Annotated in this window: 19 protein-coding genes; 10 read left to right on the plus strand and 9 right to left on the minus strand. The window is 68.8% G+C overall.

Translation table 11 applies throughout. From position 1 onward, the window contains the following. The first annotated feature begins 155 nt into the window (after positions 1 to 155). From AB4850_RS28100 to AB4850_RS28110, 3 genes are read left to right on the plus strand one after another with little or no spacing between them, the layout of a single operon-like run. The gene (locus AB4850_RS28100; protein WP_414442699.1) at positions 156 to 1,139 is read left to right on the plus strand and encodes a PRC-barrel domain-containing protein; all 984 of its coding nucleotides are present in this window, start codon (positions 156 to 158) and stop codon (positions 1,137 to 1,139) included. Then, positions 1,136 to 2,428 (plus strand): MFS transporter, encoded by a 1,293-nt coding sequence (locus AB4850_RS28105; protein ID WP_414442700.1) that lies wholly within the window; start codon positions 1,136 to 1,138, stop codon positions 2,426 to 2,428. Before AB4850_RS28100 ends, AB4850_RS28105 begins: the two co-directional genes overlap by 4 nt. Before the next feature lie 22 nt (positions 2,429 to 2,450). Then, complete coding sequence (locus AB4850_RS28110; protein WP_414442701.1) at positions 2,451 to 3,089, plus strand: FUSC family protein; 639 nt, start codon at positions 2,451 to 2,453, stop codon at positions 3,087 to 3,089. 90 nt (positions 3,090 to 3,179) lie between these two features. Here AB4850_RS28110 and AB4850_RS28115 read toward each other — a convergent pair whose 3' ends face one another. Both AB4850_RS28115 and msbA read right to left on the minus strand, forming a co-directional pair. Further along, positions 3,180 to 3,638 carry an RcnB family protein gene (locus AB4850_RS28115; RefSeq protein ID WP_414442702.1) on the minus strand — a complete coding sequence of 153 codons (459 nt, stop codon included), beginning with the start codon at positions 3,636 to 3,638 and terminating at the stop codon, positions 3,180 to 3,182. Positions 3,639 to 3,730: 92 nt separating this feature from the next. Beyond that, on the minus strand, positions 3,731 to 5,515 hold the full coding sequence (msbA, locus tag AB4850_RS28120; RefSeq protein ID WP_414442703.1) for a lipid A export permease/ATP-binding protein MsbA: 1,785 nt from the start codon (positions 5,513 to 5,515) through the stop codon (positions 3,731 to 3,733). A 187-nt stretch (positions 5,516 to 5,702) separates the two neighbouring features. Between msbA and AB4850_RS28125 the strand changes: the two genes are divergently transcribed. The 3 genes from AB4850_RS28125 to AB4850_RS28135 all read left to right on the plus strand — a co-directional run bounded on the left by AB4850_RS28125 (position 5,703) and on the right by AB4850_RS28135 (position 8,961). Continuing rightward, complete coding sequence (locus AB4850_RS28125; RefSeq protein WP_414442704.1) at positions 5,703 to 6,482, plus strand: glycosyltransferase family 2 protein; 780 nt, start codon at positions 5,703 to 5,705, stop codon at positions 6,480 to 6,482. Between the two features lie 144 nt (positions 6,483 to 6,626). Then, complete coding sequence (locus tag AB4850_RS28130) at positions 6,627 to 7,469, plus strand: glycosyltransferase family 2 protein (protein ID WP_414442705.1); 843 nt, start codon at positions 6,627 to 6,629, stop codon at positions 7,467 to 7,469. Positions 7,470 to 7,680: 211 nt separating this feature from the next. Continuing rightward, positions 7,681 to 8,961, plus strand: a complete 1,281-nt coding sequence (locus AB4850_RS28135; RefSeq protein ID WP_414442706.1) for an O-antigen ligase family protein — start codon at positions 7,681 to 7,683, stop codon at positions 8,959 to 8,961. A 61-nt stretch (positions 8,962 to 9,022) separates the two neighbouring features. On the opposite strand, the gene AB4850_RS28140 is transcribed toward AB4850_RS28135, so the two are convergent. Both AB4850_RS28140 and dnaE read right to left on the minus strand, forming a co-directional pair. Further along, positions 9,023 to 10,237 carry a glycosyltransferase family 9 protein gene (locus AB4850_RS28140; RefSeq protein WP_414445633.1) on the minus strand — a complete coding sequence of 405 codons (1,215 nt, stop codon included), beginning with the start codon at positions 10,235 to 10,237 and terminating at the stop codon, positions 9,023 to 9,025. 144 nt (positions 10,238 to 10,381) lie between these two features. After that, on the minus strand, positions 10,382 to 13,924 hold the full coding sequence (gene dnaE / locus AB4850_RS28145; RefSeq protein WP_414442707.1) for a DNA polymerase III subunit alpha: 3,543 nt from the start codon (positions 13,922 to 13,924) through the stop codon (positions 10,382 to 10,384). Between the two features lie 280 nt (positions 13,925 to 14,204). Here dnaE and AB4850_RS28150 point away from each other — a divergent pair, with 280 nt between their 5' ends. After that, positions 14,205 to 15,092 (plus strand): sulfurtransferase, encoded by an 888-nt coding sequence (locus AB4850_RS28150; RefSeq protein ID WP_414442708.1) that lies wholly within the window; start codon positions 14,205 to 14,207, stop codon positions 15,090 to 15,092. A 31-nt stretch (positions 15,093 to 15,123) separates the two neighbouring features. After that, entirely contained in the window at positions 15,124 to 16,017 is an 894-nt protein-coding gene (gluQRS, locus tag AB4850_RS28155; RefSeq protein ID WP_414442709.1) for a tRNA glutamyl-Q(34) synthetase GluQRS, read from the plus strand. Positions 16,018 to 16,120: 103 nt separating this feature from the next. Here the strand turns inward: gluQRS and AB4850_RS28160 are convergent, their stop codons facing one another. From AB4850_RS28160 to purT, 4 genes are all read right to left on the minus strand, one after another. Further along, positions 16,121 to 17,584 carry a DEAD/DEAH box helicase gene (locus AB4850_RS28160; RefSeq protein WP_414442710.1) on the minus strand — a complete coding sequence of 488 codons (1,464 nt, stop codon included), beginning with the start codon at positions 17,582 to 17,584 and terminating at the stop codon, positions 16,121 to 16,123. Between the two features lie 224 nt (positions 17,585 to 17,808). Next, the gene (locus AB4850_RS28165) at positions 17,809 to 18,192 is read right to left on the minus strand and encodes an MliC family protein (RefSeq protein ID WP_414442711.1); all 384 of its coding nucleotides are present in this window, start codon (positions 18,190 to 18,192) and stop codon (positions 17,809 to 17,811) included. A 58-nt stretch (positions 18,193 to 18,250) separates the two neighbouring features. After that, entirely contained in the window at positions 18,251 to 18,412 is a 162-nt protein-coding gene (locus AB4850_RS28170; protein ID WP_414442712.1) for a DUF6726 family protein, read from the minus strand. 69 nt (positions 18,413 to 18,481) lie between these two features. Next, positions 18,482 to 19,696: a formate-dependent phosphoribosylglycinamide formyltransferase gene (gene purT / locus AB4850_RS28175; protein WP_414442713.1), complete on the minus strand. Its 1,215-nt coding sequence runs from the start codon at positions 19,694 to 19,696 to the stop codon at positions 18,482 to 18,484. A 187-nt stretch (positions 19,697 to 19,883) separates the two neighbouring features. Here purT and AB4850_RS28180 point away from each other — a divergent pair, with 187 nt between their 5' ends. Next, positions 19,884 to 20,432 (plus strand): META domain-containing protein, encoded by a 549-nt coding sequence (locus tag AB4850_RS28180; protein WP_414442714.1) that lies wholly within the window; start codon positions 19,884 to 19,886, stop codon positions 20,430 to 20,432. Between the two features lie 144 nt (positions 20,433 to 20,576). Continuing rightward, positions 20,577 to 24,509: a DNA translocase FtsK gene (locus AB4850_RS28185; RefSeq protein ID WP_414442715.1), complete on the plus strand. Its 3,933-nt coding sequence runs from the start codon at positions 20,577 to 20,579 to the stop codon at positions 24,507 to 24,509. 212 nt (positions 24,510 to 24,721) lie between these two features. Here the strand turns inward: AB4850_RS28185 and AB4850_RS28190 are convergent, their stop codons facing one another. Continuing rightward, positions 24,722 to 25,930 carry a lactonase family protein gene (locus AB4850_RS28190; protein WP_414442716.1) on the minus strand — a complete coding sequence of 403 codons (1,209 nt, stop codon included), beginning with the start codon at positions 25,928 to 25,930 and terminating at the stop codon, positions 24,722 to 24,724. Positions 25,931 to 26,025: the final 95 nt, after the last annotated feature.

A 26,025-nucleotide genomic window follows, 5' to 3' on the forward strand; every position in this document is an offset into this window, starting at 1 on the left:
CAGACCGCCCGCCACGCCCCGGCGCGACCCCGTTTTCGACGGCAGGCCGCGCGCACAGGTTAAACTCACGCCCTGCGCGGTGCCGCCACGGCATCGACCCTCAATCGCCGCAGCGCCGCCCATGCGGCCTGCCCCGGCCCTTGGAGTTCCCGTAGATGAGCGGCGGCCTTCCGCGTCTCGCAATCCGTTTTCCGAAATTCGCCGTGTCGCGCGCGCCCGTCGCCGCCGCGTTCGTCGCGATGCTGATGCTGTCCGGCTGCAGCCTGCTGCGCCCGCCGCAAGCGCCGGCGCCGATCGTCGACGCGGCGGTCGAAACGCTCGACGAGCAGGGCCTGCCGATCGCCACGCCCGAGCCGGCCTCCGAGGTCGAGCCGCCCGAAGACACCGACACGCAGAAGAAGCCGCACCGCGAGCCGCCGCGCCCGCGCGTCGTCAAGCGCCCGACGCCGCCGCAACCGGCGCCGCCGCCTCCGCCGCCCCCGCCGCCGCTGATCCAGACCCGCACCATCGAGCGCAACCAGCTCCATTCGCTGCTCGACAGCGAAGTGCGCCGCCGCGACGGCAAGGTGATCGGCCGCGCGGTGGACATGATCGCCGACGCCGCCGGCAAACCGAACCGCATGATCGTCAACCTGCAGGGCTTCATGGGCATCGGCGACCGCAAGGTCAGCTTCCCGTGGCGCCTGTTCCGCTTCACGCCGGGCGGCCGCAATCAGCCGATCCTGCTCGACGTGCCCGCAGGCGAGCTGCCGCCGGCCGACCGGCCCAAGGGCATCTCGCTGAGCGGCTCGTCGCACGGCGATGCCACGCCGAACACGCTGCCGGTGGTCGATGCCGACGTCGCGCGCTCGAACGGCGCGGAAATCGGCCGGATCGTCGACGTGCTGATCGACCGCGACGCCCAACCGCAGGCCATCGTGCTGGACCTCGGCGGCCTCGTGAATCCCGACCGGCGCACCATCGCCGCGAGTTGGTCGGCGCTGCATTTCGCCACCAAGGACAAGGCGCTGCGCGCGCTGCTCGACCTGTCCGACGCTCAGTTGAAGGCGTCGCCGCCCTACCAGGCCGACAAGCCGGTGATCGCCGTTTCACCGCCCGCCGAAGCACCGGCGGCCAGCACCACGGGTGCCAATCGATGACCGGCGGCAACGCGGTCACCCCGCGCAGCCTGCGCGCCCTCGATTGGGTCAACTTCTTCGTCGCGAACGTGCAGACGGGCTTCGGCCCGTTCATCGCGTCCTATCTCGCCTCCCACAAATGGACCCAGGGCGAGATCGGCCTGGTGCTGTCGATCGGCACGATCAGCGCGATGGTCAGCCAGGTGCCGGGCGGCGCGGCCGTCGATGCGCTGAAGAACAAGAAGGGCGCGGCGGCCTGGGCGATCGCGGCGATCATCCTGTCGGCGCTGCTGCTGGCCGTCAGCCCGACCATCGTGCCGGTGATCGCGGCCGAGGTGTTCCACGGCTTCGCGAGCTGCATGCTGACGCCGGCCATGGCGGCCATTTCGTTCGCGCTGGTGGGTCGCGCCAACCTCGGCAACCGGCTCGGCCGCAACGCGCGCTGGGCCTCGATCGGCAGCGCGGTGGCGGCGGGCCTGATGGGATTGACCGGCGAGTACATCTCGGCGCGCGCCGTGTTCTGGCTGACGGCCGGGCTGGCCATGCCGGCGCTGATCGCGCTGTCGATGATCCAGCCGACCAACACGGTCGCGCCGCCTCCGGCGCCGGGTCGCGGCAGCAACACGATGGCCGACGGGCCGCGCGAGACGATCTTCCATCTGCTGCGCGATCGCCGCATGCTGATCTTCGCGGCCTGCGTGGTGCTGTTCCACCTGTCGAACGCGGCGATGCTGAACCTCGCGGCCGGTGAAGTGACGGCCGGCATGGGCGACAACGTCCAGCTCGTGATCGCGGCGTGCATCATCGTGCCGCAAGCGATCGTCGCAATGCTGTCGCCGTGGGTGGGCCGTTCCGCGCAGCGCTGGGGCCGCCGGCCGATCCTGCTGCTCGGCTTCTCGGCGCTGCCGATACGCGCGCTGCTGTTCGCGGGCGTCAGCAGCCCGTACCTGCTGGTGCCGGTGCAGATGCTCGACGGTATCAGCGCGGCCGTGTTCGGCGTGATGCTGCCGCTGATCGCGGCCGACGTGGCCGGCGACAAGGGCCGCTACAACCTCTGCATCGGGCTGTTCGGGCTCGCGGCCGGGATTGGCGCGACGTTGAGCACGACGCTGGCCGGCTTCGCCGCCGACCACTTCGGCAACACCATGAGCTTCTTCGGGCTGGCCGCGGCCGGCGCGATCGCCGTGGCGCTGGTGGCCGCGGCCATGCCGGAGACGCGCGATGCCGGCATCGGCGACGACAAGCCGGACGAATCTGACAAATCGGACGGCTCGTCCGGTTCGTCGGGCACGCCGGCGGCAACCGCCTGACCCTCCAGCCCGCACCGGATTCATGGATACGATTCGCACGCTGCACGACACGCGCCGCCAGATCCAGCAGTCGATCGCCGCGCTGTTCAAGGGGATGTCGCTGCGCGAGCGCGCCAGACAAGGCACGGCGATGGCGCTGCAAGCGGTGTTCGGCGCCTGTCTCGCCTACGGCATCGGCCGCCTGCTGCACTCCGAGCAGGCCGTGTGGGCCGCCGTGACGGCCATCTCCGTCACCCAGCACCAGTATTCCGACACGATGAACCTGTCGCGCGACCAGTTCGTCGGCGCGATGGCGGGTGGCGTGCTCGGGTTCGCCGGCGCCGCGCTCGGCAGCGCGAACACCACCACGCATCTGCTCGCCTATGCGGTGGCGATCGCCGCGACCATCGTGATCTGCTGGTGTCTGAACGTCGGCAGCGCGGCGCGGCTGGGCGGCGTGACCGCCACCATCGTGCTGCTGTTTCCCGGCAACGGCCCGCTGTGGGACATCCCGCTGATCCGGCTCGGCATGGTGACGCTCGGCACCGTGTGTGCGCTGCTGGTGTGCCTCTTGCAGGCGCGAATCGAGCGCTGGTGGTGGCCGGCGCTCACGCCCTCCGCCGAATCGAACCCCGCCAACGCGCCGCCCGGCACGCCCGGCGAGCCCCCCTCGCCGCACTGATCTCCACCATGAAAAATGCCCGCAGACACCAGCGGGCATTTTTCATGAGCAAGCCGGATTCCCGGCTCGCGGCGTTCGAGCACGCCCGGCTTACTGGCCGATACGCAGCACGATGCCGTTGCTGATCTGCACGAGCAGGTAGTCGCCGCCGATGCCGACCCACTGATAGCCGCGTGGCGGCGGGGCCAGGTTGTACGAGCGCCAATCGTCCACCACGTACTGGCGGTCGCGATATTCCTGCGGCAGGCGATCGCCACGATGCCAGTCGCGATGGCCTTCGATGAAACCGCCCGGCTCGCCACCGCGCGGCGGCGGCGGATGACCACCGGGGCCGCCAGGGCCACCGTGGCCGGGATGGGGTTGCGGATGCGGCGCCGGACCACCATGGCCGCCGGGGCCGCCGGGACCACCGTGATGATCGCCCTGCGCGCCGGGGCCGCCCGGGCCGGGGCCGTGATCGCCGCCGTGCGGGGGTTGCTGCGCGTACGCGAGCGACGATCCGAGCGAACCGGCAAGCCACAGTGCAAGCAGCCAACGTGACGTCTTCATGTCGTTTCTCCCAGGTTGGCCGGCCGAATGGCCGGCCGGCGCGGCAAGCCTAACATGGGGACGGATGCGCGACATGACAGCGCGTTACACGCTCAGGCGGCCTGCTGCTGGAACTGGATTCGATGCAGGTGCGCGTAGAGGCCGTCGCGCTTGAGCAATTCGTCGTGGCTGCCCTGCTCGGCGATACGGCCGCCTTCGAGCACCAGAATGCGGTCGGCGCGCTCGATGGTCGACAGCCGGTGCGCGATCACCAGCGTGGTGCGGCCTTCCATCAGCCGTTCGAGCGCGGCCTGCACATGGCGCTCGGATTCGGAGTCGAGCGCCGAGGTGGCTTCGTCGAGGATCAGGATCGGCGCGTTCTTGTAGATCGCGCGCGCGATCGCGAGCCGCTGGCGCTGCCCGCCCGACAGACGCATGCCGTTGCCGCCGACCAGCGTGTCGAGCCCGTTCGGCATCGCGGCCACCATGTCGGCCAGGTTCGCGGCTTCCAGCGCCGCCTGCACGCGTTCGCGGTCGGGCGTCTCGCCGTAGGCGACGTTGGCGGCCACCGTGTCGTTGAACAGCACCACGTCCTGGCTCACCATCGCGATCTGGCTGCGCAGCGCATGGATGTCGTAGTCGGCCACCGGCACGCCGTCCACCAGGATCGCCCCGCCGGTCGGATCGAAGAAGCGCGGCAACAGGTTCACGAGCGTGGATTTGCCGCCGCCCGACGGGCCGGCCAGCGCCACCATCTCGCCCGGCGCCACCGTGAACGCGATGCGGTCGAGCGTGGGCCGCTCGCTCGCGCCGTAGTCGAACGACACGTCGCGGTATTCGATCTCGCCGCGCCCCTGCGTGAGCGGCAGGCCACCACCCTTCGGCTCGGCCGGTTCGTCGATCAGGCCGAAGATCAGCTCGGCCGCGGTCATGCCGCGCTGCAGCGGCTGATTCACGTCGATCAGATGCTTGAGCGGCGAGATCACCAGCAGCATCGACGTGACGAACGCCACGAAGCCGCCCACCGTGGTCTGGTCGTTGGCCGACTGCACCACCGCGATCGTGATCACCACGGCCAGCGCGATCGACGACAGGAACTGCGTGATCGGCTGCGCGAGGCCGCCCGAGACCGTCATGCGCATCGCGTAGCCGCGCAGGCGCTTGCTCATCTCGGTGAAGCGGTTGATTTCGTACTGCTCGCCGTTGTGGATCTTGACGACCTTGTAGCCGGCCACCGTCTCCTCGACGATGTACGACAGCTCGTTGGTCAGCGACTGATGCTCGCGGTTCAGGCGGCGCAGGCGGCGATTGATCTTGCTGACCAGCCAGCCGATGCCGGGCAGGATCACCGCGACGATCAGCGTGAGCCGCCAGTTCAGATAGAACAGGTAGCCGAGCAGGAAGAACACCGTCAGCGAGTCGCGCACCAGCGTGATCATCACGCCGGTCAGCACGCTGAGGATCTGGTTGACCTCGAACACCACGGCGTTGATGACCGTGCTGGCCGTCTCGCGCTGGAAGAACGAGGCGCCGGTGTGAATCATCCGCTCGAACATCTGGAGCCGCAGTTGCAGCAGGATCCGGTTCGAGACGTAGTTGAGCAGGTAGTTCGACGCGTACTGGGCCACCCCGCGCACCAGCGCCAGCCCGATGATCGCGGCCGGCACGAACCACTTGGCGCGCTCGCTGCTGTGCGCGCCGAAGCCGTGGTCGAGCAACGGCTTGAGCATCGCCGGGATGCCCGCCTCGCTGGCCGCCACCACGCCCATCGCCAGGATCGCCAGCACCAGCGTCAGCAGCACCGGCCGGATATACGGCCACAGGCGGCGCAACACCGCCCGCGGCGATGTGTGGGCGCCTGTTCCGATCGACTTGCGCAATGTGTTCTGGTTTTCCAAGGACTGTCCTTCGACAAAGCCGCGCGGTGCGCGGCGCGATGCCCGGCGGCCATACGCCGTACATCATAAAAATGGCGGCCATTATAGCCTTCCCGCCCGCCGCGAACCGGTGCCCCGGCCGCACGGCCAGGGCCGACAGGTATACTCGCGCACACCCGCTTCTCCCTTCCGATTGACGACCGACCGCATGGCCGAACCCACTCTCGGCGTCGCGCTGATCGCGCTGAACGCCGCCGCCCGCCTCCCCGACTGTCTCGCCGCGCTCGGCTTCGCCGACGAGGTCGTACTGATCGATGGCGGCAGCACCGACGCTACCGTCGAGATCGCCCGCGCCCACGGCGCGCGCGTGGTGGTCGAACGCGAATGGCCCGGCTTCGGCCCGCAGAAGAACCGCGCGCTGGCGCAACTGTCGACCGACTGGATCCTCTCGCTCGACACCGACGAGGTCGTCACGCCCGAGCTGGCCGTCGCGATTCGCGCGGCGATCCGCGCGCCCGGTGCCGAGATGTATGCCGTCGATCGTCTGTCGAGCTTCTGCGGCAGCTGGATTCATCACAGCGGCTGGTATCCGGACTGGATTCCGCGCCTGTTCCGGCGCGGCACCGCGCGCTTCTCCGACGATCTGGTGCACGAACGGCTGATTCACGACGGCCCGACCGCTCGCCTCGCGGGCAAGCTGCTGCACTACTCCTACGAGGATTTCGAATCGGTGCTCCGCAAGCTCGATGCCTATTCGAGCGCCGGCGCCAAACAGCGCCGCGCGGCGGGCCAGCAGGGAGGCTTCGGCAAGGCGCTGGGCCGCGGCCTGTGGGCCTTCGTGCGGACCTACGTGCTGCGGCGCGGCTTTCTCGACGGCCGCGCCGGCTTCATGATCGCGGTGTTCAATGCCGAAACCGTCTATTACCGGTTCCTGAAGCTCGGCGCGCCGCCACGCGCGGGCAAACCGGGCGGCCGAGCCGCGCCGTAGCGAGCGTCCCGGCCTGCACCGCCGGTTCGATCACGCGCGGCCGGCCGAGTACAATGCGGGCCACCGCCGCGCGCCGCATGCCACGCCATGCCACGCGCGTTCGTCCGTGCCACCGCGCGCCCCCCGTTTCCGAAGCCGACCGCCATGTTCTCCATCATCATCCCGACCTGGAACAACCTGCCGTACCTGCAATGCGTGGTGGCCAGCCTGCGCCGCCATTCCGCGCACGCGCACCAGATCATCGTGCACGTCAACGACGGCTCGGACGGCACGCTCGACTGGGTTCGCCGGGAAGGCATCGAGCACACGGCGTCGCCCGCCAACATCGGCATCTGCCATGCGGTGAATCTCGCCGCCGCGCGCGCGACGCGCGACTACATCGTCTACATGAACGACGACATGGCCGTCTGCCCCGGCTGGGACAGCGCGTTGCTGGCGCGCGCGCAGGCGATGCCGTCGACGCTGTTCATGCTGTCAGGCACGATGGTCGAACCGCGCGACACCGGCAACCCGTGCGTGGTGGTGCGCGATCTCGGCCGCGACGCCGAGGCGCTCGACCTCGACGCGCTCGCCGCCGCCACCCCGAGCCTCAAGCGTGCCGACTGGCTCGGCGCGACCTGGCCGCCGACGCTCGTGCATCGCGACTGGTGGCACCGGGTGGGCGGCTACAGCAGCGAACTGAGCCCAGGCATGAGCAGCGATAACGACCTGTCGATGAAGATGTGGGACGCGGGCTGCCGGATCTTCATCGGCGTCGGCGACAGCCTCGTTTACCACTTCCAGCAGAAGAGCACGGGCAAGGTCGTCAAGAACGACGGTCGCCGCCAGTTCCTCAACAAGTGGGGCATGACGCAGGCGACGTTCGACCGCTTCTACCTGCGCCGCGGTCAGCCGCTCGGCCAGACACTGGCGCTGGGCGAACCGCCCGTCGAGGGCGGCCTGAAGCGCGCGCTGCTGCGCTCGCGGCTGAAGCGGGCGTTTTCCTGAACGCTCGATTGGCCACTTGAGCGGCGGCCCGGTTCCGCCCGGCCCCCTTGCATTCGCCTGACGCAGCCCGGCAGCAACAACCGGGCCTCGGATTTGCCGGGCGGCAACGGCGCTCGCGTATACTCCGCACTTCGTCGCAAGGGCACCCGACCCGACGCCGTAGCGTGTCGCTGCCCCGGCTGCCTGCCAACCCCTGCTGATTCCGCTGCCGATGTCCTCGTTTGCCTCTGTCGCACCCGCTGCCACCCGGCGCCTGACGGCCGCCCGCATCCTCGCCGTCATCGCGCTGTGCATGGTGCCGGTCTCCACCGCCCTGACCAACGTGTTCTGCGCGCTGTTCGCCGTCGCGCTGTTGAGTGCACCCGAATTCTGGCGTGGCCTGCCCGCGCTGTGGCGTCAACCGGCGGCGCTGGCCGGGGTGCTGATGCTGGCCGCGCTGGCGCTGAGCGTCGCGTGGTCGGTCGCGCCGGCGCACGACGCATGGCAATGGGTCGGCAAGTACGACAAGATCCTCGCCCTGCCATTCGCCGTGCTCGCGTTCCGCAATGCCACGCCGAACTGGCCCACGATCGTGCGCTGGAGCCTGTTTTCAACGCTGGTGGCGATCCTCGTGCTGTCCACCACGAACTGGCTCGGCCTGACCGCGATCGGCCCGGCGCACAAGATCGAGTTGCCGCTGTCGCGCGCCTGGGTGTTCAAGAATCACATCGCCGCCGGCATGTTCGGCGCGCTGCTGTTCTACGTGGCGGCCGACATGATGCTGGCTGCCCGCACCGCGCGCGCACGCTGGCTGTTCGGCGCGATCGCGGCGCTCTCGCTCGTCAACGTGTTCGTGATGCTGCAAGGCCGTACCGGCCAGGTCATCGCGCTGCTGCTGATCGCCGTGATCGCGTTGCGCACGCTGAACGTGTTGCGCCATCGCTCGCCTCGCCTCGCGGCGCTGACGGCAGCACTGATCGTCATCGTGGCCGCCGCGCTGGTCGGCGTGGCCTGCACGATGCACGGCGGCCGCCTGATGAAGGTCGTGACCGAGGTGCAAGCCTACCGGCAAACCGACGCGATCACCTCCACCGGCCTGCGTCTGGCCTGGTACAAGCGAGCGATCGGGCTGTATGAGGAACGGCCGCTGGTGGGCTACGGCGCGGGCGGCCTCGGTTTCGAATTCGCGAAGCTGTCGGCCGGCAAGACGCTGGCCGATGGCCAGTTGACCGAAAATCCGCACAACGAATATCTGCTGATGGCCGTGCAGCTCGGCACGCTCGGCGTGGCGCTGTTCATCAATCTGCTGGTGCAGGTCTGGCGCGGCAGCCGCGCGCTCGATGCGCGCTCGCGCCATCTGTTGCTGGCCTGGCTGACGATCTTCGCGATCGGCAGCGCGGCGAATTCGCTGCTGCTCGATTTCGCCGAAGGCCACATGTTCGTGCTGCTGGCGGGGATTCTGATCGGCTGCGGCTACCGGCCCGGCGCCAGCGGCACGGCCGCGCGCGGTTGAGTGCTGGAATGGGCGGCGCGGCGGCGTATTGCCGCCGACACGCGCCATCGGCCAGGCCGCCTTACGCGGCCGGCCGCACCAGTTTGATCGGATTGACGATCTCCGACGGCGCCGTGCGCGCCGCCTCGGCCGGCAGGCCCAGCATCTGCGCCGCCGCCTGCGCGACACGCGCCGTCGACATCTGCATCAGGCAATCGCTGTAGCTCGCGACGTTGCGTTCGCAACCTTCCTGCCGGCACGGCACGCAAGCCCCCTCACCTTGCAGCAACAGCACGTTCTCGTGCCGCCCCGAGCCGACCAGCGGCCACGGATTGCCCGCGCCGCGCCAGCCTTGTGGCCAGGGCCCCCAGCGCACCGGATCGGACGGCCCGAACAACGCCACCACGGGCGTGCCGGTGGCTGCCGCCACGTGCGTCGCACCCGTATCGGGGCCGACGAACAGCTTGGCGCGCCGCACCAGCTCGGCGCTCTCGCCGAACGACAAACGCCCGACCAGATTCAACACGTCACCGCCCGCCGCGCGCGCCACCTGCTCGGCGTAATCGCGCTCGTTCTGCGCCGGCCCGCCACTCAACGCGACCGCATAGCCCAGGCCGCGCAGCCAGTCGATCAGCTCGACCCAGCCGTCGCGCCGCCATTGCTTGTAAGCGAACATCGGAAACGGATGCAGCACGACGAGCGGCTGCCCGGCCGCCACGGCCGGCGAGCTGGCCAGCAGCGCTTCGAACTTCGCACGCTGCGCCGGATCGCCGCCAAGGCCCGGCGCGACCACGTCCGGCACCGGCGCGACGCCGATCTGCGGCGCCAGCGCCAGCGTGCTGACAACGGTGTGTTCATGCTGGTGATCGTTGATCGCGATCCGGTTCAGCAGGAAACGCGTCCAGAGATTGACGCGATTCGGATCGACGAGCCCGACGCGGCGGCGGCCGGCGAACCACGTGTAGTAACGCGGTCGATCCGAGCTGAGCGCGGCGACGGCGAGATCGTAGCGACGCCAGAGCCGCGACGCATCGCGCAGCCGCTCGCCAAGCTTCGCGCGCTGGGCGACGACGATCACGTCACGGATATCGGGATTGCCTTCGAGCACGCCCTCGGTGCCGCGAAACACCAGCATGTCGATGGGCGTATCGGGCCAGCGCGCCTTCAACGAGCGCACGATCGGCGTGGTCAGCAGCACATCGCCGATCCGGCGCGTGGCGACGACGAGGACGCTGCGGGGCGGGCGATCGGGGGAAACAGGTCGGCCACGGCTTCGATGATTGGAGTGGGGAAGGATCGCGGCTTGCACGCCACTCGATCCGGTAACGCCGCGCGCGAGGCGCGGCGGACGTGAAACGAATCGGCCAGACAGCGAATGCCGCCGCGCGATGCACGCCGGCACCCGCCGCAACCGCGCGGCACGGCGCCGGGCCGGCCAGCCTCAATAGGCGATTTCGACGGCGCCTTCGCCGAACGTCGCGCGCAGTTCGGCCAGCAGCGTATCGCTGGGCTTCACACGCCACGCTTCGCCGAGACGCATCTCGCCTTGCGAACGCGCGTTGTTGTAGACGATCTGCACGGCCAGCCCGTTCGGGATGGGCGGCGCGGCACGGCGCCCGCCATCGCGGCCATCGCGCCCGCCTCGCCCGGACGGTGCCGGCGTCGGCGCCACCGGCGCAGCTTCGGCCTTGGCGACATGCGGTTCGAGCACACGGCGCAGCGCGCCGGCATCGGCATTGCCGTTCATGGTCATGCGAACCGCCTGCGCATAACGGCTGCGCGCACGTTCGAGATCCATCACCGCTTCGGCCGTGAAGCGCAGGCCGCCCGTGAAGGCGTCGTTACGCGCCTGCCCCTGCACGATCAGCAGTTCGTCTTCCTTGAACAAACCGCGATTCGCATCGAATTGCTCGTTGAACACGGTGATTTCGCATTGTCCCGAGCCGTCGTCGAGCAGCGCGATGATCATCTTGCCGCGCTGCGTCATCTGGGTGCGCAGCGAAGCGATGACGCCGGCCACGAGCTTGTCGCGCCCTTCCTTCAGTTCACCGAGCTTCATGCGCGCGAAGCGGCGCACTTCGTCGCGGTAGGCATCGAACAGATGCCCCGACAGATAGAAGCCGAGCGCGCCCTTCTCTTCCTGCAGGCGACGCTTGTCGTCCCAGGCCGGCTCGTCGACGAGCGCATGCGCATGCGGCGATTCCGCGCCCATGTCGAACAGCCCCGCCTGCATCGCGTTCGCTTCGGCCTGATCGGCCGCTTCCATCGCGAGCGGCACCGAGGCGATCAGTTGCGCGCGATTGATCGTCAGCGAATCGAACGCACCGGCGCGAATCAGCGCCTCGACGGTGCGGCGATTGACGAGACGGCGGTCGATCCGTTCGCAGAAGTCGAACAGATCCTTGAACGGGCCCTCTTCCTTGCGCGCGCGGAGGATATCTTCGATCGCGTTCTGGCCGCTGCCCTTGACGGCCCCCAGGCCGTAGCGGATCGTTTTGGAGCGCTTGCCGTCGGCTTCGGCCACCGGCTCGAAACGGTATTCGGACTGGTTGATGTCGGGCGGCAGCACCGTCAGGCCATTCACGAGACAGTCGTCGAACAGGATCTTCACCTTGTCGGTGTCGTCCATCGCGAGCGTCAAGTTGGCGGCCATGAATTCGGCCGGATGATGCGCCTTCAGCCAGGCCGTGTAGTAGGCGAGCAGCGCATAGGCGGCCGCGTGCGACTTGTTGAAGCCGTAGCCCGCGAACTTCTCCATCAAGTCGAAAATTTCGTCCGACTTCGTGCGCGCTAGGCCGTTCTTGGCCGCGCCCTCGGCGAAGATCTCGCGATGCGTCGCCATCTCCTCGGCTTTCTTCTTGCCCATCGCGCGACGCAGCAAATCGGCGCCGCCGAGCGAGTAGCCGCCGATGATCTGCGCCATCTGCATCACCTGCTCCTGATAGACCATGATGCCGTAGGTCTCTTTCAGGACGGGTTCGACGCGCGGATCCGGGTACTCCACCTTCTCGCGGCCGTGCTTGCGCGCGCAGAAGCTCGGGATCAGGTCCATCGGGCCCGGACGGTACAGCGACACGAGCGCGATGATGTCCTCGAAGCGGTCGGGCTGGGCATCCTTCAGCATGCCCTGCATGCCGCGGCTTTCCAGCTGGAACACGGCGACCGTATTCGCTTTCTTGAGGATCTGGAACGAGGCCGGATCGTCGAGCGGCACCTGTGCCAGCGACCAATCGGCCTTCGACGGATCGAGACGGCGGATGAAGCGCTCGGCCCAATCGAGGATGGTCAGCGTGGTCAGGCCCAAGAAGTCGAACTTGACGAGGCCCACGGCCTCCACGTCGTCCTTGTCGTACTGGCTGACGACGCCACCGTCCTCGCCCTGCACATAGAGCGGGCAGAAATCGGTCAGCTTGCCGGGCGCGATCAGCACGCCGCCGGCGTGCATGCCGACGTTACGCGTGAGCCCCTCGACGCGCTGCGCGAGATCGAGCAACTGATGGACTTCGTCCTCGTTGTCGTAGCGCTCCTGCAGTTGCGGCTCTTCCTTCATCGCGTCGGCGATGGTGACGTGCTTGCCCGGCTTGAACGGGATCAGCTTCGCGATGCCGTCGGTGAACATGTAGCCGAGGTCGAGCACGCGGCCGACGTCGCGCACGGCCGCTTTCGCCGCCATCGTGCCGAAGGTGGCGATCTGCGAGACCGCATCCGCACCGTATTTTTCCTTCACGTACTGGATCACGCGATCGCGGCCGTGCTGGCAAAAATCGATATCGAAGTCGGGCATCGACACCCGCTCCGGATTCAGGAAACGCTCGAACAGCAGGTTGTAGCGCAGCGGATCGAGATCGGTAATGCCGAGCGAATAGGCCACCAGCGAACCGGCGCCCGAGCCTCGGCCCGGGCCGACCGGCACGCCGTTGTTCTTGGCCCAGTTGATGAAGTCCGCCACGATCAGGAAGTAGCCGGGGAAGCCCATCTTCTTGATCGTGTTGCATTCGAATTCGAGGCGCTGGTAATACGTGGCGCGCTGCGCATCGCGCTCGGCGGTGTCCGGATAGAGCTGCTCCAGCCGCTTTTCGAGCCCTTCCTGCGAAAGCTGGACGAGGTAATCGTCGAGCGACATGCCGTCCGGCGTCGGGAACAGCGGCAGCTTCGGCTTGCCCAGTTCGAGCTTGAGGTTGCAGCGCTTGGCGATCTCGACCGTGTTCTGCACGGCCGACGGAATATCAGCGAACAGCGCGGCCATCTCGGCCTGGGTGCGGAAGCATTGATCGGTGGTGAAGCGCTTCTGGCGACGCGGATTGGCGAGGATGTCGCCTTCCGAGATACACACTCGCGCCTCGTGCGCCGTGAAATCGTCGTCGCCCATGAACTGCAGCGGGTGCGTGGCCACCACCGGCAGCTTCAGCTCGGCCGCGAGCTTGGCGGCTTCCTGCACGTAGGCTTCGGCGCCCGGCTGGCCGTAGCGCTGCAACTCGATATAGAAGCCACCCGGGAACACGCGCGACCAGCGCTGCGCATGGCGGCGCGCCGCGTCGAGGTTGCCGGCCGCCAGCGCGAGGCCGATGTCGCCTTGCTGCGCGCCCGACAGCGCGAGCAAGCCCTGGCCGAGTTCGGATTCGAGCCATTGGGCATCGACTTCCGCACGGCCGCGGTATTGATTGGTGAGCCAGGCCTTGGACAGCAGCTCGCAGAGATTCAGGTAGCCGGCCTTGTCGCGCACCAGCAGCAACAGGCGTGAGGGCTTGTCGCGATCGTCGTGGTTGGTGATCCAGACGTCGCAGCCGGCGATCGGCTTGACGCCCTTGCCACGGGCTTCCTGGTAGAACCGGACGAGGCCGAACGCGTTGCCGAGATCGGTCAGGGCGAGCGCGCCCTGACCGTCGGCGGCCGCGGCCTTGACGAGGTCGTCGAGGCGCACGATGCCGTCGGCAATCGAGAATTCGGAGTGAACGCGAAGATGGACGAAGCGGGGATCTGACATGGGCGTTATTGTAGCCGCGTCGTGGCGAAGGCAACGTCCGACGGCCGCAAAAAACGCCGCGCTGGCCATCCGGCCAGGTCTGGCGGGAGTCGCGCATCGGGCCACGTCGGTGCGACACGTTGCCTGCCCCGTTCGGCCGACTGGTCCGCCGCCCCGTTTGCGGGATAATACGGGTTTCGCTCATTCACGCGGCGGCCCGCCGCGCGGCATCGCACCCTCATTTGCGCCCTTTCCGGCGCAGCCGTGCGCCGCGCCCGCCCCGCTTCATCACCGGTTCATCATGTCCATCGTCAACCTCGCCGCCTACCGCTTCGTCACGATCGAGTCGCCCGAAGCCTGGCGGCCGCTCGTCACCGAGCGCTGCCAGTCGCTCGGGCTGCGCGGCACGATCCTGCTGTCGCCCGAAGGCATCAACCTGTTCATCGCCGGCACGCGCGAGGCCGCCGGTTCGTTCATCGCCTATCTGCGCGAAGATCCGCTGTTCGAGGGCAAGTTCGCCGACCTGCAGTTCAAGGAAAGCCTGTCCGATTCGCAGCCGTTTCGCCGCATGCTGGTGCGCCTGAAGCGCGAAATCATCACGATGAAGAAGCCGGCCATCAAGCCGGAGCTTGGCCGCGCGCCGTCGGTCGATGCGCAAACGCTGAAAACCTGGCTCGACCGCGGCCAGGACGACGCAGGCCGCCCGGTCGTGATGCTCGACACGCGCAATGCGTTCGAGGTCGATGTCGGCACGTTCGACCACGCGCTCGATTACCGCATCGACAAATTCAGCGAATTCCCGGCCGTGATCGATGCGAACCGCGCCGATCTCGAAGGCAAGACGGTCGTCTCGTTCTGTACCGGCGGCATCCGCTGCGAGAAGGCCGCGATCCACATGAAGGAAATCGGCATCGATCACGTCTACCAGCTCGAAGGCGGCATCCTCAAGTATTTCGAGGAAGTCGGCGGCGCCCACTATCACGGCGACTGCTTCGTGTTCGACCACCGCACCGCGCTGAATCCGCAACTGGCGCCAACCGGCAACGTCACCTGCTTCGCGTGCCGCGCCGTGGTCACGGCGGAGCAACAGCAATCGCCGCTGTACGTCGTGGGCCAGTCCTGCCCGGCCTGCCATCCGGCCGGTGGCAACGCCCTCGCCGGCGCGGCCTCCCGGCCGAACGCAGCCTGACGGCTGCCGGCTTTCGCGCACCGGGCCGGCCTTGAACTCGCGCTATTGCGGCCGCTTCGCGCCGTCGCCCACCGGCCCGCTGCATTTCGGCTCGCTGGTCGGTGCGCTGGCAAGCTGGCTCGATGCCCGTGCTCATCACGGCACCTGGCTGGTGCGAATCGAGGATGTCGACGGCCCGCGCACGGTGTCCGGCGCGGCCGATGCGATCCTCGACACGCTGGCCGCGTTCGGGCTCGCGGCCGATGCGCCGCCCGTCTGGCAGAGCCGGCGCGACACCGCCTACACCCAGGCGCTCGACGCGCTCACGCAAACCGGCCATGTCTATCCGTGCGGCTGCACACGCAAAGAAATCGCCGATTCGTTGCGCGCCGCCCACGAACGCCATACCACGCTCGCCTACCCGGGCACCTGTCGCGACGGCCTGCACGGCAAGCCCGCGCGTGCCTGGCGGCTGCGCGTGCCCGACGGCGCGGCGGCCGCGATCCGTTTCGACGATCGCTGGCAGGGCGCGCAAACACAGAACCTCGCCACCGAAGTCGGCGATTTCGTGCTGAAACGCGCCGATGGGCAATGGGCCTACCAACTCGCCGTGGTGGTGGACGACCGCGATGCCGGGGTCACGCATGTCGTGCGCGGCGCGGATCTGCTGGATTCCACCGCGCGGCAAATCCACCTTCAGCAATGTCTTGGCGTGGCAACGCCCACGTACCTGCACGTACCGGTGGTGGTCGACACCAACGGCGAGAAACTCAGCAAGCAGACCGGCGCGACCGCGCTCGATGCGACCAGGCCGTTGACCGCACTGGTCGCGGCGGCCACCCACCTGGGCCTGACGCTGCCGCCCTCGGCGCAAGCGTCTCTCGATACATTCTTCCCGGCGGCAACGGCAGCCTGGGCCGCGCGCTTCGGGCCGAACGCCCGCTGACCCGGCCGCACCAGGCACGACGCCCTTTCGTTGCAGCGCCACCCAAACAAAACGGGCGGACGCTTTCGCATCCGCCCGCTGTCAGGCCAAGGCCCGCCGCCGCTTACGACGACGAACGGCGCGGCATGCCGAAGCCGCCCAGCAGCGCGGCCAGCGGCTGCTTCGACTTCTTCTCCGGCTGGGCCGGCTGCTTGATCGCTTCTTCCTGCTCGCGCGCGCTCGACGACGGCACGTAAGGCTTCAGGAAAAACTCGTCGACCGGCGCCTCGCGACGCGAATGATGCGTGCGTTCGCCGCCGTGCGCAGGCGAGCGGCGCGGGCCGCGCGCTTCGCTGCGATCGCGTTCGCCACGCTCCCCACGTTCGCTGCGCTCGGCGTGTTCGCGGCGCGGACGCGCCGGCGCGTCGATGGCCAGCGGCTGCAACGGCAGGTCGCGCTTGATCAGCTTTTCGATGTCGGCCAGTTGCTTGCGCTCGTTCGGGCTGCACAGCGACAGCGCGTCGCCCGAGGCGCCCGCGCGGCCGGTCCGGCCGATCCGGTGCACATAATCTTCCGCGCTGAACGGCAGGTCGAAGTTGATCACGGCCGGCAGCTCGGCGATATCGAGACCACGCGCGGCCACGTCGGTCGCCACCAGCGCCTCGACTTCACCGCGCTTGAAGGCGTCGAGCGCCTGCATCCGTTCGTTTTGCGAGCGGTCGCCGTGAATCGCCGTGGCAATCACGCCGTCGCGTTCGAGCTGACGCGCCAGTCGGCTCGCGCCGAGCTTGCTGTTGCAGAACACGATCACCTGCTTGAGCGCGCGATCGCGGATCAGCTTGACGACGGCCGCCTGTTTGTCACCCTCGGGGATGTCGTAGACGATCTGCGTCACGTTGGTCGCGGTGGCATTGCTGCGCGCGACTTCGATGGTCAGCGGATTGGTCAGGTAGGTCGCGGCGAGCTTCTTGATTTCGGGCGAGAACGTGGCCGAGAACAGCAGCGTCTGGCGCACCTTCGGCAGCAGGTTCAGGATGCGCTGCAGGTCGGGCAGGAAGCCCATGTCGAGCATCCGGTCGGCCTCGTCGAGCACCAGCATCTGCACCTGGCCCAGGTTCGCCGTTTTTTGCTGAACGTGGTCGAGCAGGCGGCCCGGCGTCGCGATCAGGATTTCGACGCCGCGGCGCAGCTCGGCCATTTGCGGGTTCATGTCGACGCCGCCGAACACCACGGCGCTGCGCAGCGCCGTGTGCTTCGCGTACGAATGCACGTTGGCGGCCACCTGGTCGGCCAGTTCGCGGGTCGGCGTGAGGATCAGCGCGCGCACCGCGTGGCGCGCCGGCGAGGCGCTCGTGTTGGCTTGCGGCAGCAGGCGCTGGATGATCGGCAGCGAGAAGCTGGCCGTCTTGCCGGTGCCGGTTTGCGCGGCGCCCATCACGTCGCGCCCCGACAGCACGACCGGAATCGCCTGCGCCTGGATCGGCGTCGGCTTCGTATAGCCCTGCTCCGCAATGGCCTTCAGAATGTCGGGCGCGAGGCCGAACTGATCGAAAGTTGCGTCGACGGACGTGGCTGCTGAATCGGACATGGTTGGCGTTTCGCTCAAATGGCGCGGCGGGGAATCTGGCGCGGCAGCGCCGGTGACGGGCTGCCGCGCGAACGACATATGGAATGAATGACGGAACTACTGCGGCGCGCCGCGCGACGCCGCCGCGACGCCGGAAACGATCCCGGCGCGCCGCCCCGTGCGGCCGAACGCCGACGGAAAGGCCCGCATTGTAGCACTGGCCTGCGACGAAGCCGCGGCACGCCTCACGGACGCTTGCCGCGCGGGGCAATCTCCGTGCAATCGGCGAGCAGCGGCGGCGCATCCTGGCCGCCGATTTGATCGCGCAGGTTGCCGGTGCGGCCCTTGGTCCACCAGACATAGCGGCCCGCCTGATAACGGACACCCGAGGCGGACAGGGTATCGACGAACAGCATCGGCTTGCCGTCGACCGGCACCAGCGCGAAGCTCTGGCCGTTGCGGGCCAGCCAGTAGGCCACCCGCACCGGCTTCGGCCGATCCGCGCATTGGTAGGTCGACACGGTGCGCGCGTCGGCGTCGATTTCCTCGACGGTCAGTTGCGCGGCATGCGCAACCGAAGCCAGGCCGATGCCGGCCAGCAGGCCGGCGGCGAACGTGATGCGGATCATGCGGGCTCCAAGCGGGAGCCGCTTCCGACCACGAATCGGCCCCAATAACAAGAATCGATCAAGGATCGATGACGGCCGCGCAACCATCGGTTGGCGCGGCGGCCACGTGACCGACCAACGGCACCATCTTCAACCCGGCCGACGCGACGCGGCACGGCGCGGCGGCCACGCCGCAACCCGATACCGCCGCGCACAGCACGGCAATCAATGCCCATTTCATAGTGACACTCCCTGACCGGGCAGCAAATGCCGCCACGGCCTTCGATACGGTTGCGGCGCCTGGCCCGCCTCAGCGAGCCGACACCGGGCGAACTGCTGCTGCGGCCCGCCGTGCGCGCTCGCGCGCCTCGTCGACATCGGCGCCGGTCGCCACCGCCACGCCCATGCGGCGCTTGACGAAGCTCTCCGGCTTGCCGAACAGGCGCAGATCCACTCCCGGCACGGCCAACGCCTCGGCCACGCCTTCGAACGCGATGCCGGCCTCGTCGATACCGCCATAGATGACCGCCGAAGCGGCCGGCGACGACAGGGTCGGATCGACCGGCAGGCCGAGAATCGCGCGCGCGTGCAGTTCGAACTCCGACTGGCGCTGCGAGGCCAGCGTGACGAGCCCCGTGTCATGCGGACGCGGGCTGACTTCGGAGAACCAGACCTCGTCGCCACGCACGAACAGTTCCACGCCGAACAGGCCGCGGCCGCCCAGCGCCGTTGTCACTTGGTGTGCGATTTCGCGCGAACGTTCCAGGGCCAGTGCGCTCATCGGCTGCGGCTGCCAGGATTCGACGTAGTCGCCCGCCACCTGGACGTGGCCGACCGGGTCGCAGAAATAGGTCCGGGTCTCGCCGCTGGCCGGGTCGATCGCGCGCACCGTCAACTGGGTGATTTCGTATTCGAAATCGACGAAGCCCTCGACGATCACGCGGCCGTGGTTCACGCGGCCGCCAGCCATCGCGTATTGCCAGGCCGGCTCGATGTCGGCGTCCTGCTTGACGACCGACTGGCCCTTGCCCGACGACGACATCACCGGCTTCACCACACACGGGAAGCCGATCGATGCGACCGCCGCGCGGAATTCCTCGAACGACTGCGCGAACGCATAACGCGAGGTCGGCAGGCCGAGCTCCTCGGCAGCGAGACGGCGAATGCCCTCGCGGTTCATCGTCAGTTGGGTGGCACGCGCGGTGGGGATCACCTCGGCCACGCCGGCCGCCTCGATGGCCGCCAGCGCATCCGTGGCGATCGCCTCGATCTCGGGGACGATCAGGTGCGGCCGTTCGGATTCGACCAGCGCGCGCAGCGACGCCGCGTCGGTCATGTCGATCACGTGCGCGCGATGGGCGACCTGGTGCCCGGGCGCGTTCGCGTAGCGATCGACGGCGATGACTTCGACCCCGAGGCGCTGCAACGCGATGATGACTTCCTTGCCGAGTTCGCCGGCGCCCAGCAGCATGACGCGCGTGGCGGAAGGCGAAAGCGGCGTACCGAGCCGCTGACCGATCTGCATGAGATTTCCCGCTGAAATGATTGGGGTGAACGTGTGAGGAACAACCGAGCCGCGATGTTAACACGCGAGCCCGCAGCAACCTGACGCAGAACGTTTGCCGCCGCGGATGGTCTGCTCGCCTGCCGCGTGCCGACTGCGTTACTCTTACGCCTTTGCCAGCACCGCCATCAATACGAGGATCGAGGCCATGCATAACCCCTCCACGGCCTGCCGCACGCCCCACCGCTTCATGAAGCCGCTGCGCGCGCCGCTCGCCGCGGTGGCGCTTGCCGCACTGGCCGCCTGCGCGATGCCGACCCACCCCGATGCCGGCGCCCCCGCGTCCGATCCGTTCAATCCGGCCGCCATCCAGCTGGTCGACGACACGAGCTGGCAGCTCGCGAGCTGGCGCAATGCCGACGGCTCGCAGCGCGACGTGCCGCAAGGCGACGCCGGCGGCCAGCCGATCCAGCTGACGCTGTCGACCACCGACGGCGTGCGCCGCGCGTCGGGCTTCTCGGGCTGCAACCGCTATTCCGGCACCTATACCGTGAAGAACGGGCTGCTCGGTTTCGGGCCGCTGGCCGGCACGCGGATGGCCTGCCCGGCCTCGGCCGGCGGCAAGCTCGAACGCCCGTATCTCGATGCGCTCGCGCATATTTCCAAGGCCGGCCTGCAGATGCAGGCGCCGCAACAGCTATACCTGGTGACCGACGACGGCGCGACGCTGACATTCGCGCGTCGCGACCCCCAGTAATCCTTTCGATGCGCGCGGCCATCGGTCGATGCGCCGCGCGACAGCATCGTGCATCCGGCCCGCGCGCGGGGATCGGATGCCTCCCCCGGCTTAACCCGACGGGCCGCGCGCGGCGCCCGTCCTCGCGATTCCACGTTTCCTGGTATGCATAGCGTAGTTTTCGGCTGGTTCGGCGTCTCGGCCATCTGGTTCGTCCCCCTGGTCTGGCGGCTCGTCAAGTCGATGCTGCCGGGCGGCGCCGGCACGGCCGGGCGCGGCTTGATCCGCCTCTGGCTCGGCTTCGCGAGCGTGTTCGTCGCCAGTTGCACGCTCGCCACGGCGCTGCCGGGCGGCGACACCGGCGACGCATTCGGCCATGCGCTCGCGGCCGGCTTCGACCGCGTGTTCGGCCATATCGGCACGCCGCTGGTGATGGTCGCGCTGTTCGTCGGCGGCCTGCCCTGGCTGCTCGGCGCCGACTGGCGCACCACCAACGACTGGCTCGACCGCTCGTTCGGCTTCCGGCTCGGCCGTGGCGGACGGCGCGACGAGGACGAAGCACGCTCCGTCGCCGACCTGCCGCGCAGCGCGCTGCATCGCGACGAAGATCGCCGCGTGCGGCGCGCGGGCGATGTGCAGCCGTCGGCGGCGAACACCGTCAACTCGATGGCGCCCAAGCGCAACGGGCGTTTCGCGCGGCCCACGCTGTGGAAGCCCGACGCGAAGCGCGACATGCGCGGCGAGGCGCGGCGCGAAACGCGCCAGGAGCCGCGCGGCTGGACACCGCCGCCGATCACGCGGGTGCAGCCGGTCGAGCCGTCGGCGCCGCAGGGATGGTTGAATCCGAATTCGGGTAGCCGGCCGGTGTCAGGCAACAGCGGCATGGCCGCGGGGGCGATCGGCATGACCGCGGCTGCCGCGGCGGCCACCACCGCATCCGCGAAAGCCGCCACGGCGGCGGGCGCCGCAGCGATGGCCGCGCCGCCGGTGCCGCCGCCCTTCGTGCCGTCGTCGGTATCGATGCCGCCGGCTTCGCCGACCATCGCCTCGTCGGCCGTGCACGCCGCGCAGGCGGTCAAGGTGCTGCAGGAGCGCTATCCGTCCACGCGGCGCGCGGCCCCGGCCGCCACACCGATCCGCCCGGTCGTGCCGCCGATCACGCCACCGGCCCGGCCACCCGCGCCGCAACCTGCCCCCGCCCGGCCGTTGCCGCGCGCGGCCGCACCGGCGCAGAACGCGAACGTCACGCCGCGCCGTCCCACGCCACCGGCGCGTGCCCCGCTCTATGCCTGGAACGAGAAGCCGGCGCAGCCTGTGGAGCCTGCACCGAGCCTGCAGGACGCGCTGCGCTCGATCGATGCCAGCACGGCGCAATGGGCCGCGCTGGCCGGCGCGACGGTGACGCCGTCGGGCACCGGCGACCTCGCAAGCGCGGCCGCGGCAGGCAGCGCGCAAGCCGCGGGAATGTTCACGACGCGCGAGACCTTGCCGGACACGCTTGCGGCCAGCGCATCGGACGACACGGTGCTGCCGAGCACGCCGCCCGCCTTCGAGATGACGGCCGACCCGAGCGACGTGCCGCCCAGCCCGGATGCCGACGAAGAAGGCTCGGACACGTCGTCCGATGCCGTCATCGACATGAGCGCCTTCCTGCCGCCAGCGAATGACGGCGCGGGATTCGCGCATGACGCCGATGCCTTCGTCGGCCTTGCGCCGCAAATACCACCCGTTGATACGCAACCGCCCGCGCATCTCAAGAACAGCATCTCGACAACACGCGCCGCACCCGTCGCATTCGGCCCGGCTACGGAGCAGCGCGACGACGCCAACGTTTTCGCGCCAGCCGCACCACCGAGCCTGCCGGTCGAAGCCGTTGCGGCAACGCCCGACAGGTCAACGACACCCAATGCCGATGAACCGGGCATCACGCCGCTGCGCTCGTCGTTCGTCGCCAGCGGCGATGCCGTCAGTACGTCAGCATCGGCAACGGTCGGCGCAAGCAGCGCCATGCCTGCGGACGCCCATGCCGCGCCGCTGGGCAGCGTCGATACGAACGACGCCGCCCGGACGTCCGCCGGAACACCCCCGTTCGCATCTGCGCCGCCGCAAACGGTCGCCAGCAGCAGCCACCTCGCGCCGACACCGGCCCCCGTCACGGAAGCGCCGCCCGCAACCCACGCCGTCCCGCCTTGGGAAGCTCTGCCGAGCGCGCCGACCGATGCATTCGCGCCCGCCGTCTCGACATCCGCCTTCGCCGAGACATTGAGCGCACCGCTGACGGCCATGACACCCTCGACGCCGTCGGCCTTCACGTTCTCGTCGGCCAGCGACACCGACTACGCCGCGCCGCAGCCCTCGGTGCTGTCGACCGACGCATCGTTCACGCTGTCCACGCCGGGCGAGACGCTCGCTTCCGGCCTGGCCGCCTCGGAACCCGCAACGGCATCGGCCGACATCGCCCCGGCGTTCCTGCCGGGCGCATTCGCCCGGGCCACCGCGCAGCCTGCCGCGCCAACACCCACCTCGGCCGCTCAGGCCACCCCGCCCGCCGCCAGCGAACCGCCGGCCCGCCAGGCCCCGCCGAACGCCTTCGAATTCCGTGCCCCGGCCGCTTCGAACGTCGAACTGCCCGGCCTCGACCTGCTCGAACCGCCCGCCGACGACATGCCGCCGATCTCCGAGGCCGATCTGGCCCAGACCGGCCAGGTCATCGAGCAGCGCCTGCAGGAGTTCAAGGTGCCGGTCACGGTGGTCGGCGCATCGGCCGGCCCGGTCATCACGCGCTTCGAGATCGAACCGGCGCTCGGCGTGCGCGGCAGCCAGATCGTCGGCCTGATGAAGGACCTGTCGCGCGGCCTCGGCCTCACGTCGGTTCGCGTGGTCGAGACGATTCCCGGCAAGACCTGCATGGGCCTCGAACTGCCGAACGCGAAGCGCCAGATGATCCGCCTGTCGGAAATCCTCGCCTCGCGCCAATACCAGCATTCGGCCTCGCAATTGACGATCGCGATGGGCAAGGACATCACCGGCAACCCGGTCGTCACCGATCTGGCCAAGGCGCCGCACATGCTGGTGGCCGGCACCACCGGCTCGGGCAAGTCGGTCGCGATCAACGCGATGATCGCCTCGCTGCTCTACAAGGCCACGCCCGAGGAAGTGCGGCTGATCATGATCGACCCGAAGATGCTGGAGCTGTCCGTCTACGAAGGCATTCCGCACCTGCTCGCGCCGGTCGTCACCGACATGAAGCTGGCCGCGAACGCGCTGAACTGGTGCGTCGGCGAAATGGAAAAGCGCTACCGGCTGATGTCGGCCGTGGGCGTGCGCAATCTCGCGAGCTTCAACCAGAAGCTGCGCGATGCGGCCGCCCGCGACAAGAAGATCGGCAACCCGTTCTCGCTGACGCCCGAGGCGCCCGAGCCGCTCTCGCCGCTGCCGCTGATCGTGGTGGTGATCGACGAGCTGGCCGACCTGATGATGGTGGCCGGCAAGAAGATCGAGGAACTGATCGCGCGGCTCGCGCAGAAGGCGCGTGCGGCCGGCATCCACCTGATCCTCGCCACCCAGCGCCCGTCGGTCGACGTGATCACCGGCCTGATCAAGGCGAACATCCCCACACGCGTGGCGTTCCAGGTGTCGTCGAAGATCGATTCGCGCACGATTCTCGACCAGATGGGCGCCGAATCGCTGCTGGGCCAGGGCGACATGCTGTTCCTGCCGCCCGGCACCGGCTACCCGCAGCGCATCCACGGCGCGTTCGTGGCCGACGAGGAAGTGCACCGCCTCGTCGAATACCTGAAGCAATTCGGCGAGCCGCAATACGAGGAAGGCATCCTCGACGGCCCGACCGGCGAAGGCGGGTCGACGCAGGACCTGTTCGGCGAAGCGCCCGACGCCGAAGCCGATCCGCTCTACGACGAAGCGGTGGCGTTCGTGGTGCGCACGCGGCGCGCGTCGATCTCGTCGGTGCAGCGGCAATTGCGCATCGGCTACAACCGCGCGGCGCGTCTGGTCGAGCAGATGGAAACGGCGGGCCTGGTGTCGGCGATGGGCATCAACGGCAGCCGCGAAGTGCTCGCGCCGCCGCTGGCCGAGTAGGAAAACACGCGAAAAAATACGCGGCGCGCGGCACCGAAATTGCTCCGCTGCGCGCCAGGTGCGTCGAAAAACGTTGCATGAGCAAGCGGTCGGTTGCCCATGCAACGGTCGGCGCCATCGCCGGGCCGGCAGCCGAACCCGGCCTCATGAAAAACGGGCGGGGCGTGAAGCGACCCCCACGCGTCCCGCCCGTTTTTCATTCGTCGCCCGGCTTACGGCTGCACCGGCACCAGCTTGAAATCGACCGGCTTGCTCAGTGCGATCTTGCGCGCGTCGGGATCGAGCCGGCCCGTCGCCACGTCGCGGCGGAACACGTAGAACGCGCCGCTTTCCTGGTTGCCGACGATCAGCCACTTGCCGGTCGGATCGATCAGGAATTCACGCGGCGTCTTGCCGAACGTCGACTGACGGCTCACGAACGCGAGCTTGCCGCTCGCGGCGTCGATCTTGTAGGCCACCAGCTCGTTGGCATCGCCGCGGTTCGTCACGTAGAGGAAGCGGCCGTCCGGCGAGGCGTGGATCGCGCCGCCGCCTTCCTGGCCGTGGAAGCCGGGCGCCGACATCTTCACGCTCTGCAGATGGGTCAGCTTGCCGTCCTGGTAGCCATACACCTCGACGGTGCCCTTCAGTTCGGTCGTCAGATAGGCGAAGCGGCCGTTCTGCGAGAACACCAGGTGGCGCGGGCCGGTGCCCGGCGGCAGCGGCGTGTAGCGCGCATCGGTCGGGCCGAACAGGCCGCGCGAGCCATCGGGCGTGTAGCGATATTCGAACAGCTTGTCCACGCCGAGATCCTGCACGAACAGGTAGTTGCCATCGGGCGAGAACACCGTCGAATGGACGTGCGCGCCGTCCTGGCGCCCCTTCACCGGGCCGCCGCCCTCGTGATGCACGTTCAGCACCGAGGCGCCCACCTTGCCGTCCGCCTCGACCGGGAACACCGTGAAGCTGCCGCCCGGGTCCGCCGCCACCGAATAATTGGCCGTGACGAGGTACTTGCCGTCCGGCGACAGGCTCAGATAGCACGGATCGTTCCCTTCCGACGACACCCGATCGAGGAAATTCAGCGTGCCGGTTTTCGCATCGAACGCGAACGCGCTGACGCCGCCGCGCTGGCTGGCCGGGCCGTCGTCGCCGGGCAGCTCGTTGACGGCGTAGACGAAACGCCCGTCGCGGCTCGGCAGCAGATAGGACGGGTTGACGGTTTTTGCGGTCGAGACGACGGGCGACACGTCGCCGGTACGCGTATCGAACCGGTACACGTAGATGCCCTCGCTGCCCGCACCGGTGTAGGTACCGACCAGCAGGTTATAGACGGCATCGGTCGGCGCATTGGCGGTATCCTGCGCAAACGCGTGCGCGGCGGACAGCGACAGCACCACGGCGATACCCTTGATCCAGTGACCCAGTCTGAGCGGTGTCATACGCGTAATCCTCTCGAAATGGAGGGGCCGCGGTGCGGGAATATCAAGGCCGTTGGAACTTCCCTGCACCGAAACGCCTCAGTTGTTGTGATTGT

The sequence above is a fragment of the Burkholderia sp. 22PA0106 genome (assembly GCF_047497155.1).
Taxonomy (GTDB): Bacteria; Pseudomonadota; Gammaproteobacteria; order Burkholderiales; family Burkholderiaceae; genus Burkholderia.

Excerpts from the sequence above, each read along its gene's own strand:
- AB4850_RS28100 (WP_414442699.1), top strand. The coding sequence starts at position 156 with ATGAGCGGCGGCCTTCCGCGTCTCGCAATCCGTTTTCCGAAATTCGCC.
- AB4850_RS28105 (WP_414442700.1), top strand. The coding sequence starts at position 1,136 with ATGACCGGCGGCAACGCGGTCACCCCGCGCAGCCTGCGCGCCCTCGAT.
- AB4850_RS28110 (WP_414442701.1), top strand. The coding sequence starts at position 2,451 with ATGGATACGATTCGCACGCTGCACGACACGCGCCGCCAGATCCAGCAG.
- AB4850_RS28115 (WP_414442702.1), bottom strand. The coding sequence starts at position 3,638 with ATGAAGACGTCACGTTGGCTGCTTGCACTGTGGCTTGCCGGTTCGCTC.
- AB4850_RS28125 (WP_414442704.1), top strand. The coding sequence starts at position 5,703 with ATGGCCGAACCCACTCTCGGCGTCGCGCTGATCGCGCTGAACGCCGCC.
- AB4850_RS28130 (WP_414442705.1), top strand. The coding sequence starts at position 6,627 with ATGTTCTCCATCATCATCCCGACCTGGAACAACCTGCCGTACCTGCAA.
- AB4850_RS28135 (WP_414442706.1), top strand. The coding sequence starts at position 7,681 with ATGTCCTCGTTTGCCTCTGTCGCACCCGCTGCCACCCGGCGCCTGACG.
- dnaE (WP_414442707.1), bottom strand. The coding sequence starts at position 13,924 with ATGTCAGATCCCCGCTTCGTCCATCTTCGCGTTCACTCCGAATTCTCG.
- AB4850_RS28150 (WP_414442708.1), top strand. The coding sequence starts at position 14,205 with ATGTCCATCGTCAACCTCGCCGCCTACCGCTTCGTCACGATCGAGTCG.
- AB4850_RS28160 (WP_414442710.1), bottom strand. The coding sequence starts at position 17,584 with ATGTCCGATTCAGCAGCCACGTCCGTCGACGCAACTTTCGATCAGTTC.
- AB4850_RS28165 (WP_414442711.1), bottom strand. The coding sequence starts at position 18,192 with ATGATCCGCATCACGTTCGCCGCCGGCCTGCTGGCCGGCATCGGCCTG.
- AB4850_RS28170 (WP_414442712.1), bottom strand. The coding sequence starts at position 18,412 with ATGAAATGGGCATTGATTGCCGTGCTGTGCGCGGCGGTATCGGGTTGC.
- purT (WP_414442713.1), bottom strand. The coding sequence starts at position 19,696 with ATGCAGATCGGTCAGCGGCTCGGTACGCCGCTTTCGCCTTCCGCCACG.
- AB4850_RS28180 (WP_414442714.1), top strand. The coding sequence starts at position 19,884 with ATGCATAACCCCTCCACGGCCTGCCGCACGCCCCACCGCTTCATGAAG.
- AB4850_RS28185 (WP_414442715.1), top strand. The coding sequence starts at position 20,577 with ATGCATAGCGTAGTTTTCGGCTGGTTCGGCGTCTCGGCCATCTGGTTC.
- AB4850_RS28190 (WP_414442716.1), bottom strand. The coding sequence starts at position 25,930 with ATGACACCGCTCAGACTGGGTCACTGGATCAAGGGTATCGCCGTGGTG.